Origin of the sequence: Chloroflexus sp., from assembly GCF_034435895.1 — a bacterium.
Classification (GTDB): Bacteria; Chloroflexota; Chloroflexia; order Chloroflexales; family Chloroflexaceae; genus Chloroflexus.
In genome coordinates this window covers 1-13,570 of sequence record NZ_DAOTWH010000063.1, presented here as the reverse complement: position 1 = coordinate 13,570, position 13,570 = coordinate 1, and the positions used below count along the sequence as shown (strand labels likewise).

The 13,570-nt window shown below is 59.6% G+C and carries 8 protein-coding genes; 4 read left to right on the top strand and 4 right to left on the bottom strand.

Annotated elements, in window-relative coordinates:
* Positions 1-9: 9 nt before the first annotated feature.
* Positions 10-864 (bottom strand): BtpA/SgcQ family protein, encoded by an 855-nt coding sequence (locus tag U9R81_RS04050; protein ID WP_322494240.1) that lies wholly within the window; start codon positions 862-864, stop codon positions 10-12.
* A 735-nt stretch (positions 865-1,599) separates the two neighbouring features.
* Positions 1,600-2,580, bottom strand: coding sequence for a carbohydrate kinase family protein (locus tag U9R81_RS04045; RefSeq protein ID WP_322494239.1), 981 nt, complete (start codon positions 2,578-2,580; stop codon positions 1,600-1,602).
* A 127-nt stretch (positions 2,581-2,707) separates the two neighbouring features.
* On the opposite strand from U9R81_RS04045, the gene U9R81_RS04040 reads away from it, so the two are divergent.
* Positions 2,708-5,113: a response regulator gene (locus U9R81_RS04040; RefSeq protein ID WP_322494238.1), complete on the top strand. Its 2,406-nt coding sequence runs from the start codon at positions 2,708-2,710 to the stop codon at positions 5,111-5,113.
* Positions 5,114-5,219: 106 nt separating this feature from the next.
* Complete coding sequence (locus U9R81_RS04035; RefSeq protein ID WP_322494237.1) at positions 5,220-6,149, top strand: initiation factor 2B; 930 nt, start codon at positions 5,220-5,222, stop codon at positions 6,147-6,149.
* On the opposite strand, the gene U9R81_RS04030 is transcribed toward U9R81_RS04035, so the two are convergent.
* Positions 6,146-7,261 (bottom strand): glycosyltransferase family 1 protein, encoded by a 1,116-nt coding sequence (locus tag U9R81_RS04030; RefSeq protein WP_322494236.1) that lies wholly within the window; start codon positions 7,259-7,261, stop codon positions 6,146-6,148. The genes U9R81_RS04035 and U9R81_RS04030 overlap by 4 nt on opposite strands.
* A gap of 24 nt (positions 7,262-7,285) precedes the next feature.
* Complete coding sequence (locus U9R81_RS04025) at positions 7,286-8,038, bottom strand: MBL fold metallo-hydrolase (RefSeq protein WP_322494235.1); 753 nt, start codon at positions 8,036-8,038, stop codon at positions 7,286-7,288.
* A 377-nt stretch (positions 8,039-8,415) separates the two neighbouring features.
* On the opposite strand from U9R81_RS04025, the gene U9R81_RS04020 reads away from it, so the two are divergent.
* Positions 8,416-10,671, top strand: coding sequence for an ATP-binding protein (locus tag U9R81_RS04020; RefSeq protein ID WP_322494234.1), 2,256 nt, complete (start codon positions 8,416-8,418; stop codon positions 10,669-10,671).
* Positions 10,619-13,570 (top strand): Calx-beta domain-containing protein (locus U9R81_RS04015; protein ID WP_322494233.1); only part of this gene is annotated, 2,952 nt, incomplete at its 3' end. The genes U9R81_RS04020 and U9R81_RS04015, both read left to right, overlap by 53 nt.

Genomic DNA, 13,570 nt, shown 5'->3' with positions numbered 1-13,570 from the left:
CCGCGCCCGCTAGCCGGCGCTGCGCGCCGCCGCCACAAACCGCCGTACCCGGTTGGCATCGACCGGATTGGCAATGTCACCGTCTTGTTTGATGCTGCTGCCCACAATCACGCCATCGGCGACCTGCATAAACGCGGCGATATTCTGCTCGGTGGTGCCGCTGCCGAGCAAGATCGGCGTATCACCCGCCAACGCTCGCGCCTGCTCGACCTTCGCCAAATCAGGTGCATCGCCGGTCATGCGCCCAGAAATGATCAGCGCATCAGCGCCGAAAAAGCGCGTCCACTCGATATGGGTGGCGAGATCAATGCCGGGAAAGCGCACTGAATGCTTTTTATCGACATCGGCAAAAATCTTGATCGACTCGGCATGCAACTCTTTGCGCCGGCGCATCAAATCAGCAGCGCAGCCTTCGTCCCAACTGCCGGCATCCCAGACGCCAGCGCCGGTGAACATGCAGACACGAATGAAGCTGGCGCCAGCGGCAATCGCAATACCGAGCAAAGCGACACCGCCATTATGCACCAAATTGATCCCCAACGGCAACTCCGGCACCGCCTGCCGCACCGCATGCGCAACCACCGCCTGCGCAGCGATACTTTCGGGTTGCACATGCGGGCCGGCCCGAAAGGGGATGTCCCACATATTTTCCACGATCAAGCCATCGCACCCGCCTTCAGCCAGCGCCTCAGCATCGCGAATCGCGTGATCAATGATCGTTTGCATCCCATAGCCGGTATAGCCGGGAGCGCCGGGCAACGGCCAACAATGCACCATCCCGATCACCGGTTTCGCGGTGCGAAAGATTTCTCGTAGATCACGCAGGTGCAGCCGGTCGAGCTGCTCTTTCCAGAGTGGTGGCATAGTCATCTCCTTTGCACTATCGAGAAGGTTCCACCCCTTGCGACGAGATATGAGGGGCGGGCAAAATAGTGAGTCGAGCACAACCGTTGATCACTGTGCAATACCTGAAAACCCATTGCTGCCCTCCCCGCTCTCGCGCTAGTCGAGGGGCTGTGGTGAGGGCTTCGGAAGCCGAGCCCGGCCCTTCAAGGCCGCCTGCCGGATCAGATGGTCTGCCCACCCTTAAACCGGCGTCAGTGGGGCGGAGCTGGGGGCAAGGATACAGCCAGCGCATTGCAACGCCTTCAACCACATCTACGCTCATAGGTTCCATCGGCCCTTGAACGCTCCGTGGTGGGGGGCGCGGGCCGCTGCCCGCCACGGGTTGATGTATCGGGGCGTAGGTCGCGCTGCGGGCGAGCCGCTCGCGCTTCGTGGTAGCAAAGCGGACAGAACATGTGGTCGATCATAACCGTTGATCGCGGTACGATGCCGCAATGCCCAGTGCCGCCCTCCCCGCTCCCGCGCTAGTGGGAGATGGGCTGGGGTGAGGGCCAACAGCCCGCGCAGCGGGCTTCGGAAGCCGAGCCCGGCCCTTTAGGGCTGAGTACCGGATCAGATGTTCAGCCCACCCGCAAACCCGCGCCAGAGGGAGCGGAGCCGGGGGTAAGGGTACACTAGCGCATCGCAAAGCCATCAATCGTATCTACGCTCATACGTTCTGTCCGCTCTTCAAACCAGCGCAACACCGGCGATTTAGCCTGAGGTCTGATCCGGCCACAGCCGCTCGGCAATTGCCGCGCTCAACCGGCTGCGGATCTCGGTAGCGGATGGAATCGCTTCGACTGCGCCATAGCGCGTCGCCGTGAGCGCCCCCACCAAGTTCGCCAGCGTTGCGCTTTGCGATACATCAAGCCCACGCGCGAGCCCCCACGCATAGGAAGCGCTAAAGGCATCGCCGCAGGCCGTAGTATCGACTGCCGTCACCGCCGGCGGCAAGACATCGAGCCGGCGGCCATCGGCGCTCGCCACGCTACACCCTTGCGCCCCCCGCTTGATAGCGACGTGGCGCACGCCCGATCCGATCAGGCTATCGAGCGCCTGCGCCACGCTTTGCCCCGGCAATAAGGCGCGCAGTTCATCTTCATTCATCGTCAGCAACCACAACTGGGGCAACAACCGCACAATCAGCCGCCGCGCCACCCGCACCGCCGGCAAACAGAGATCGAGCGCAATCACGCACCGCTGCTCGATCGCCATCTCCATCGCTTGCAAAGCTGCCGAACGCTGTGGATCATCGAGCAGCGCATGCGCGCCGACCAACAACAGTTGGCTTGACCGGATGAGCGAAGGGGTCAAGGTTGAAGCGTCGCAGTAGACATTGGCCCCGCGAAAGCTGAGAAAACTGCGCTGGCCGTTCGGAGTAACGACAATGCCGCAGAGACCGGTTGCCGCGCTCGGATCAATCTGCACAGCGCTGACCTGCACACCGTGCGCGCGGGCTGTTTGTAAGGCAAACGAGCCAGCGAGATCGTTACCGACGCGCCCGATCACATACGGAATCACCCCCAGCCGGCCAACCGCAACCGCCATATTGAGCCCGGATCCTCCGCCGCCCCAATGCACCGCTGTTACCGGATTATCATCGTTCTCGCGGGGGAAATGCGGCAACATAAAGCCAAGATCGACATTGATGTCGCCCAGCGCCGTCACTACTCGCCGCGTTTCCGCCTCCATTGTCATCCTTTACATGTTGCAGCCATCTTCGCTTCCGTGTACAATTCTACTCTAGAGTCGGAATAATGCTGCTGTCAACTCAATTCCCGCCGGCTCTTATTCCTAAAGACAGATTGGGATCTCCACTATGGAAGAGATTCTCATCGTTGATGATAATGAGCAGATAGGCCGCATGCTGGCCACCAGCGTTCTCCCTGAATTGGGGTACCGCGCTATCACGGCGCTCACCGGCCAGAGCGGCCTTGAGCGGCTGCACGCTCGCCAACCCGATCTCATTTTGCTCGATCTGCAGTTGCCCGATATGAACGGGCTTGACTTCCTGCGCATCTTAACACAAGAACGGATCGATATACCAGTTATTCTGATGACGGCGCACGGTTCTGAGATGATCGCGGTCGAGGCGTTTCGGCTCGGCGCGCGCAATTATCTGATCAAGCCGTTCTCAGATTCCGAGGCGCGCGAAGCTATCGATCAGGCGCTCTGCGAACGCCGCTTGCAACGCGAACGCGACCGGTTGTTGGTGCTCTTGCAGCAGCGGGTGCAAGAGCTGACCGTCTTGACCCGGGTTGGCAAATCGGTGACGGCGTTGATGGATCACCGCCAGTTGCTCGGTCGGATCGTCGAAGCGGCGATGTATATCACCCAAGCCGATGAAGGGTTGCTTTGCGAGCGCGATGAGCAGAACGACGAACTAGTCGTGCACGCATGGCGCACTCCTCCCGGCGAAGCAGCCAAACCGCTCGGCTTGGCCGGCTCGTTGGTTGAGCACGTGGTGCGGAGCGGGAAACCGCTCCGCCTGAGCAGCGCCGCCACTGGCCAACCGATTGCAATTACACCGGCGTTGACGGTGCAAGCCACCTTGCAAGTGCCGTTACAGCTCGGCGATCGGGTGATTGGCGTATTAATCGTGAATAACCGGCGCACGAATCGCGCTTTTAGCGAGAGCGATCAATACCTGTTGGCCGCGCTGGCCGATTACGCTGCGATTGCCATCGAGAATGCCCGGCTCTATCAAGCAGCCCGCAGCAGTGAAGCGCGCTATCGCGCGATCTTTGCCAACGCCTCCGATATGGTACTGATGCTCGACGCCGAGTGGCGGATCGTCAGCAGCAACCAAAGCGGCGCCCGCATTCTGGGTCTAACCCCAGATGATCTGGCCGGCCAACCGCTGCAACGTTGGTGCGTGCCCCAAGAATGGCCGCTTATTGCCCAAACCCTTCAGCGGATCGCCAATGGCGAACCAGCGCAGCCCTTTACCGTGTCGTTGCAGCGCCATCCCCACGATATGGCCGTGGTCGAAATGAGCGCGCAACGCCTCGCCGTCGATACCGAGATGCTGATCGTTTGTATTGGGCGCGATCTGACCGAACGCCGTCGCCTCGAACAGCAACTGATCCAGTCGGAAAAACTCTCGGCGCTGGGCCAATTGGTGGCCGGCGTTGCCCACGAGTTAAATAATCCGCTCACCAGTATTTCTGGGTATGCCCAGCTGCTGCTGCGCAATCGCTCGCTCGATGAAGACACCCGTATGGATCTGGAACAGGTGCGGCAACAGGCCGATCGAGCGGGGCGGATTGTGCGCAATTTGCTCATGTTCGCCCGCGAACACAAACCCGAACGCTCGGTGGTGCAGATCAACGATGTGATCCAGAGCGCGCTGGCGCTACAGGTCTATCAATTGCGGGTTGATAACATCAATGTCCAACTCGAACTCGACCCATCCTTACCCTTGACCATCGCTGATCCACACCAGTTGCAACAGGTCTTGCTCAACCTGATCACCAATGCGCGCCAAGCGATGGTTGACCGCGGCGCCGGCACGCTGACCATTCGCACCGCGCTGTGCAACACTGGTGCTGCGCCGCAGATCGAGATTAGCGTCGCCGATACGGGGGTGGGCATCCCGGCCCAACACCTCGATAAGATCTTTAATCCCTTCTTTACGACCAAGCCAGTCGGGCAAGGCACCGGGTTGGGTCTCTCGATATGTTATGGCATTATTCAAGAGCATCAAGGCCAGATCTGGGCCGAAAGCCGGGAAGGGGTTGGCACGACCATCTTCATCCGGCTGCCACTGGTTGAACCACGCAACGAGACCGGTGAACCGCTATCGCCAGCAACATCGACCGAAAGCGGCCCTTGCCAACGAGTCTTGGTGGTTGATGACGAAGAGCCGGTGCGCCGGATGCTACAGCGCCTGCTTGGTGAACTCGGCCATCAGACGACCACCGTCGGCGATGTCGATACCGCGTTGCAAGAGCTAGCTACCCACCACTACGACTTGGTGATTACTGATCTCCGTATGCCGCAGAAGAGCGGGTTTGATTTGCGCGATGCCATCAGCCGCACCTACCCCCAATTAGCTGACCGGATCATCTTCATCAGCGGCGATACCCTCAGTTCACTCAAACCCCAACAGAAAGAACAACTCCACGGACGGTTGCTGACCAAACCCTTTTCCATCCCCCAATTGACCGAACTGTTGTGCAATCTTCCCCAGCAGCGAACGATCAATTCGCCTGAACATCGGTAACGTATGCTATGGTAAGATCAATACCCGGTAGCATTGGCAGCCAGCAACGGGGCTGGCAACGAGCCATGGAACGAGCCATGGGTTGAATACCGGTACAGGAACGACCATGGATCCCTTTATCGCCCAGTCCGTTGCCGCGATTGCGGCCGATACGGTCTCAGGCGCGGTGGAAATTGCCAAAAAATGCGCAGAAGTGTTGGCGCGTGCGGTGCGCAGCCGGCCTATGGCAGACCGAGCTGACGTGCAACGCGAGATTCTCACTGTCGGCAGAGCATTGATGCGCAGCCATCCAACCATGGCGCCGTTGGTGAATTTGGTGAACGGTCTCCTGTGGCGCCTCGAAGAGACTCACGATAGTGAAACTGCGCAGCGCTTGGTTGATGAAACGACCAACGATTTTCGCCGCCGGCTGCATGTGCATGAAGCAGCTATTGCGGAAACGACGCTGCGCTTAATCAGCGAAGAAGCGCGGATCTTGACGATTGGGCGGAGCACAACGGTGCGGGCAGCGTTGCGTCACGCGCAGCGCGCCGGCCGGCGTCCGCGCGTAATTTGCACCGAGAGCCGGCCGGACGGTGAAGGCCGGATGCTGGCCAGCGAATTGGCGGCCAGCGGCATCCATACCACGCGCATTACCGATGCGTCGGCAGCCGCGTATGTGGCGCACTGCCATCTCGTACTGGTCGGCGCCGACCTGATCAGTGGTGAAGGCCTGATCAACCGGGTCGGCACCTACCCGCTGGCGCTGGCCGCCCATGCCAGCGGCATCCCGATGTATACGCTCTGTTCGAGTGAAAAGCTGTTGCCGCCGGGGTACCGCTTACCGCCGCAACAACCGCTGCCGCCCAACCAGCTTTGGCCGGAAGCGCCGCCGGGGATCACGGTGCAAACCGCTTACGTTGATCGCACACCGCTTGATCTGCTGACCGGGATTATTTCCGAGCGAGGTATTTCACCGCCGGTTGGGATCGAAGCGTGGCTGGCCGCCACCCATCTCCATCCGTTGCTGCGCGCCGATATGGATGAGGCCGGCTAACGCTGCGCAAGCTGGCGATAGAGGGCCAGCGTCTGCATTGCGGCGGCGTGCCACGAAAACCGCGCAGCCTGTCGCGGCCCGCGCCGGCGTAGCTCGGCGCGGGCTTGTTCGTCGTGCCAAAGCTGTTCAATCAGATCGGCCCACGCTACCGGATCAAGCGGCGGCGCCAGCCATGCGGCATCGCCAACCACTTCTGGGAGACTGCTCGTATCGGCCACAATGGCCGGCGCGCCACACGCCAACGCCTCCAGCGCCGGAAGACCAAAACCTTCATACCGCGATGGATTGAGATAGATGCGGCAGGCGGCGTAGAGCCAGCGCAGATCATCGCCGCCAACAAAACCGATGCGCGTGACCCGATCACTAAGCCCAAGCTCGCCAATCAGCGCCAATATCGGCTCGTCGAGCCAGCCACGCCCGCCGGCCAACACCAAGTGATAACCAGCCGCCGGTCGGCGGTCGCAACAGATCCGCAAGGCGCGCAACAACGTCGGAATATTCTTGCGTGGTTCGATCGTACTCACAAAGAGCAGAAAGCTATCGGCAACCAACGTCTGGCCATCGATCACGCGCGTTGCGCCGTGAGCAAGGGGCAGCGGGCGAAAATGAGCATCGGCGGCCTCGTAGATCACCGTAATCCGTTCCGGCGGCACCCCCAGCCGTTCAACAATATCATCACGAGTCGCCTGCGACACCGCAATAATCGCTTCGGCGCTGGCTGCCGCCTGACAGATCTGGCCGTAATACCGGCGGGCCGCTTGATCGAGAATATCGGGAAAATGGAGAAAGGCGAGATCGTGAATCGTGATCACCGCCGGGCACGGGCGCACCAATGGCGGAATAAAATCAGGGCTGTGCAACACCGTAGGCCGGCGCAGCCACACTTCAAGCGGCAGACTAGCTTGCTCGAAGCGGTGATGGGGCGGGGTCAGCAGCCGGCTACGCCGCAAGCCGGGAACCAGCGGCGAGCGGGCGCGCGCATGTTCGAGCACGAGCAGTTCTTCACCGGCAGCCAGCAAGGGCGCCATCGCCGTAGCTAGACTACGGGTGTAGTGGGCGATCCCCCCTTGCCGGTACGCATTCAGGCGAGCGTCGATGGCAAAACGGATCATGGAGCCTTCACCGACACGCACCTATCAGATATCGACTTCCAAGCCATCATACGCAAAGTTCACGCCGGGAGGCAAGCCATAATCGGCACGATAATCGACCGTATGGGTCATATGCACCAAAAAGGTGCGCGGCGCGCCAATCAATCGCGCGACTTCACCCGCCTCGGCAATCGAGAGATGGGTCGGATGCGGTTCGGCGCGCAACGCATTGAGCACCAGCACCTGCACTCCGCGCAACCGCTCGATCGCCGCCGGCGGCACGGCGCTCGCATCAGTCACGTAGCCAAGGGGGCCAATCCGGTAGGCGGTAATCGTCCACGTCCCATGGGGCACGGCAATCGGCACAATCGGCAGCGGGCCAACCTGAAACGGGGCCTCGACAGCGCACAACGTAATCGCCGGGCGTGACGAACCGGCGGAGGTCTCGTCAAAGGCGTAGGCAAAACGTTGGCGCACGTCGGCTAAGGTCTGCGGGCTGCCATAGATGGGCAACACCCCCTGCCGCAAACAAAACGGGCGCAAATCATCGAGGCCGGCCACATGATCGAAATGGGCATGGGTCAACAAGACCGCATCGATCCGGCGCAAACCGGCAGCGATGGCTTGGATGCGAAAATCAGGCCCAGCATCAATCAACAAGGCCATGCCATGGCTGCGCACGAGAGCTGAGGTGCGCAGCCGGTGGTGGCGTGGATCAGGCGAGGTACAAATCGGGCAATCGCAGCCAATGACGGGAACCCCCATCGATGTACCGGTGCCAAGAAAGCGCAACTGCATATCGCCCGCACCAAGATGAATACAGGATGAATACGCTCTTACTACGGCATTATAGCATGGCTGCTCGGTGATCACCCTGCGCCGCGCAACATCGCTTTGGCGCCGGTCATAAAGCCCTCGCTCATCTGTCGTATCATTCATATTGGTATGCAATTTTATCGTATATAAATAAAATGTTACCCATTTGCTATCAAAAATGCATTCGTAACAATCGCAACCTGCTTTATACTATCGTTAAGCGACGTGGATCGAGCCAAGCATTCATGCCGCGAGGATCTATGCGTAGCGGCTTTTTCAGCGAAATCCGTAGAGAAGCAATGATGTGATCACAATACTGTTCGCTGACCGGCCGCACTCATCACCGCAGGTTGAACGCCATGCGCCGGTTGATTGGCGAGTTGCAGACGCAGCTCAAGTTCCAAATTATCGGCCCCTTCCTCATCCTTGCGATTGTCGTCGCAGTGGTAGGTCTGTCGATCGTCGCATTTTTCCTCGCCCGCCAGCAACAAGATCGTTTTGACAACGAGCTTGCCGCCGCCACGCGAACGGTGAGCGACGCCTTTCTCGTCCAAGAGCAAGCCAACCTTGGCTTTTTGCGCGAAGTCGCCTTTGCCCAACGCAATGACAGTATCGGCGCGCCTGCCGTCGCTGACGCTTTTCGCGAAAATAACAACGACGGGTTGCGGATTGCGCTCGAACCGTTCTTCCTCCAAGGCACCCGGCGCAGTGACGTGCGCCTCGACCGCTTGATCGCGTTTGGCCGCGATGGGCGGACGATTGCCGACTTCGAGCGCCCGCCGCTCGCTACCGATAGCTCGTATATCACCCATGCCTCATTCGATCTGAGCAGCGCATGGTTTACCGCCAAAATCCTCAACGGCGAAGCTGACTCCCGTGGCGATAAATACGCCGGCTTGATCCAGTTTAGCAACACCCAAACTCTCTACCTCGCAACGATTGCGCCGGTGCGGCTGGGGAATGACGTCGTTGGCGGCTTGATTGTTGCCATCCGGCTTGATAAACTTCTCAACACCGTCGTCCAGCAGGCCCGGCTCGATGGTCTCGTGCTGTACGATCCTGACGGCAAGGTCATCGCGAGTTCGTTTGGCAGTCTGGGGCAAACTCCTACCCTGACCGCCGACCTGCTGGCAAAGATTAAAGCCAACCCTGATCCGTTCGGGCAATCACTCTTTACCGTGCAGCAGATCAATGGCACAGAGCACCAGTTTGCGTATGTACCCTTCACCATTCGCGGCGGACGGGCGGGTATTCTGGCGACGGTGCGCGCGCGCGAAGAAGTGTTGGCAACGTGGAATAATGTAAGCCCGATTCTCGCCCTGATTACCTTTGGCTTGGGTTTTGGGATCGCGGTGCTTGGCTTATGGGTGGCGCGGCGCATTACCCGCCCGCTCGAAGAGTTGGCCGAAACGGCAAATGCGGTCGTCAGCGGCGACCTGCAACGGCGCGCGCAGGTCAGCACGCAGAATGAGATTGGGGTGCTGGCGCAGAATTTTAACCGCATGACCGAGTACCTGATCGAGCTGTTGGCGCAAGTACGCGCCGAAGCTAGCCAGCGCGCAGCCATTGTCGAAAGCATTACCGATGGCATCATCTTTACCGATGTTCACGGCGAAATTCGCTCGATCAACCGCGCCACCCGCCGGTTGCTGGGCATTAGCGAAGAAGCGCCGATGCCGAAACGACTGAGCGATCTTCCGCTCGAACCCCTGCAAGAGGGCATTCCCGGTTTTGGCGACCAACGCGCCCAAGATCTCTATGCGCTCAGCAGCTATTTTGTCCGTCTTTCGATCGCTGAAGTGCGCGAAGAGAATGGCAAATTGCTCGGCTATGTCGCCGTGCTCCAAGATCTCACAGAGGAGGTGATGGTCGACCGGGCGAAGACCAATTTTATCGGGACGATTTCACACGAGTTGCGTACACCTTTGACCGTGATTCGCGGCAACGCTGATCTCTTGATGCGCGGGTTGGCCGGCCCGCTCGACGACGAGCAAAAGACCTTTGTCGAAGCGATCCGGCTACATGCGAACAACATGACCACACTGATCAGCAACGTGATTACGATTGCTAACCTCGATTCTGGTTCGCTCAAATCGGTCCTCGAACCGATCGAGGTACAACGCCCGATCGAAGATGCGATCTGGCAGGTGCAGGCGCAGATTAAAGCCAAAGGATTGCAACTCGAGATCGAGATTCCGAAGAAGCTGCCCGCCGTGTTCGCCGATTTTGATCATGTGCGCACCATCATGACCCAATTGCTTGACAATGCCCGTCGCTATACCAATGCAGGCGCCATCACGATTCGCGTCATTCCGCAACCTGATGTGATGCGGATTGAAGTGCGCGATACCGGTCGGGGTATTCCACCCCATATGCACGAGCAGATCTTCGAACGTTTCATTCGAGGTGATGGCACCAGTGAAGGCATTAATTCCAGCGAACGCGGCATTGGGCTAGGGTTAGCTATTTGCAAGCAATTGGTCGAGCGCTTGGGCGGAACGATCGGTGTCGAGAGCGCACCGGGGCAAGGCAGTACGTTCTTCTTTACGTTGTGTTACGCCAATGATACCGCCAGCCCTGAAAAACCAGCAACCCGCGTGGAATCGGCTGCTTGACGGACGCCGGTTCCGGCGTCCGTTGCCATGGCTGATCCTTGCTTCGTTGTTGCTATTGCTCCTTTTGATCTCCTGCGTCATTAGCCTGATGATCAATCAGGTGGCTCCGCGCATGGAGTGGTTTAGTGGCGACGTGAGCAACAGCGGGCGGGTGGATTATAGTTTGTGGAGTGGTGGCCCTCAATTACCGCCGCTTAATCCCGAAGCGATTGCTTCGCCCGACGAAGAACCAACCCCCATCACCACTCCCGGCGCCGAACCAGAACCGGAAGTGCCAGTGGTGGTGATTGAGGTGCCGACTGCGACCCCGACCAGCACGCCGACTGCGACCCCGACCAATGTCCCGACGCGCACGGCGACCCCAACCCGGACGGCGACCCCGACTCAGACGGCCACCCCTATCCCAACGCCAACCGCGACGACGCCACCACCACCACCACCACCGCCGCCGCCACCACCGCCGCCGCCACCACCGACAAATACCCCAACGGCGACGAATACCCCAACGGCCACGCCGTCGCCAACCAATCCCCCTGTCCTCACGGCGACACCCACCCGCACCGCCACACCTACCCGGACGGCGACGCCAACGCCGACAAATACGCCGACGCCACGCCCCGGTGAGTCGATCTTTTTCTTCGCAAATGCAAACCTCAGCGTCAATGAAAATGCCGGTGTTTTGACGGTAACGGTGCGCCTCCGCACACCGGCTGAACAGACAGTGCGTGTGCGGTACGAGACGGTGGCCGGCAGCGCGTTGCCCGGCGTCGATTACACCGCCGCCAGCGGGCAACTCACCTTTACCGTCGGTGAACAGCAAAAAACCTTTACGATTGCGATTATTGCCGATGATCTCTACGAGCCGGCTGAAACATTTACGTTGCGATTGTTCAACCCAGAGAACGGTTTTATCGGCATCCCCAACATGGCAACGTTGACGATTATTGATACCAGCCCGCCGCCAGAGATTAGCTTTGACAGCGCCGTCAGCACTGCACATGAGTCGGCTGGATTGGTCGCAGTAACAGTGCGGCTTAATCGCGTTTCGGCTGTCGATGCCCCCGTGTCGTATACTGTCACAGGCACAGCTTCCTTTGCCGATCACGGCCTCCGTGACGGGACGATCGTGATCCCAGCCGGGGCGCGCGCGGCGCGGTTGCTGATCCCCATTGTTGATGATCCGGAAGCCGAGAATGATGAAACGGTCGTTGTCACCTTAAGCGCGCCGGTTGACGCAACGCTTGGCTCTCCGCGCACCCATACGCTGACCATTCAAGATAACGATCAGGCCGGCATTATCTTGCAGCCAGCCCTCGTTGATGTGGCCGAAGGCGGCCCAGACGGATCCTATACTATCCGCCTGAGCAGCCGGCCAACTGCGCCCGTCACCATCACGCTGAGCGGCGTACAGGTGACGACAAATCCGGCGACCTTGACGTTTACGCCGGCTAATTGGTCTACACCGCAGACCGTGATTGTGCAAGCGATTGATGATCAGGTTGCCGAACCAACGCCACATCCCGGTTCGGTGTCACATACGTCAACCAGCGCCGATCCGTTTTATCAAGGCTTGAGCCTGCCCACCTTGGCCGTCCGCATTGCCGATAACGATACGGCGGGGATTATCACGTTGCCCTTTAGCCTGACAGTCGCTGAAAACGGCCCGGCAGCAAATTATCAAGTGCGGTTGGCAACCCAGCCGACGGCCAATGTGGTGCTTACGATAAGCCCCTCTAATCAGGTGTTGCTCAATGGGCAAGCAAACCCAGCGCCGATCACACTGACCTTTACCCCGTCTAATTGGAATGTTCCGCAAACGGTCAGTGTTGTGTCGGTTGACGACCAAATTGATGAAGGGATTAGTGAAGTTGTCCAGATCGCGCACGCCGCCAGCAGTACCGATCCCTTCTACAACAGTCTGACGGCAAATGTTGCAGTGACGGTGATTGATAACGATTTGGCCGGGATCGTTTTGGCGCCCAGCAACCTCACGCTGAATGAAGGCGAAACCGGCACGTATACGGTGCGGCTTAATAGCCAACCGGTGGCGGCGGTGACGGTGCAACTGACGCCGGAAATTGTCGCGCCGATCTCGCCGTTGGTGACGAGCAACGGGCAGGTGCTGCTCAATGGTCAGCCGGCCCTTACCCTCATCTTTACCCCGGCGAATTGGAATACGCCGCAGACGGTTAGCGTGCAGGTGATTAATGACCAGATCGATGAAACGCTCGATCCTGCCACAACATACCTTGTGCATGTGCGCCATACCGCCAGTAGCGCCAGCGACGCGATTTACAATGCGCTGCCGCCGGTGTTGTTGCCGGTGACGATTATCGAGAATGATTTTGCCACGCTGATCTTGAACCCCACCAGCCTAACCGTGGCCGAGGGCGACCCGGCGGTGAACTACACTGCCCGCCTCGCCACCCAGCCGCTGGCCAACGTCACCGTCACCATCACGCCTGAAATCGTCAGCGCCGTCTCGCCGCTCGTCACTAGCAACGGCCAATTGCTGCTCAACGGCCAGCCCACCCTTACCCTCACCTTTACCCCGGCCAACTGGAACACGCCGCAGACCGTCAGCGTGCAGGCGATTGACGACAGCACCGTCGAGACCATCACCGGCACATACCTGCTTGACCTACGCCACGACCTCGCCAGCGCTAGCGACCCGGTTTACAACGGGTTGGCTGACCGCCTGCTCCGGGTCACCGTCCAAGAGAACGATGTGGCCAGCTTGATCCTCACCCCCGCCAGCCTAACCGTAACCGAGGGCGGCCCAGCCGAGAGTTACGCCATCGCGCTGTCATCGCAACCCTTGGCCGATGTCACTGTAACTATTGATGGTTTAGGCCAAGTCGAGCTTAACGGCTTGCCGGCGCTCACCCTGACCTTCACC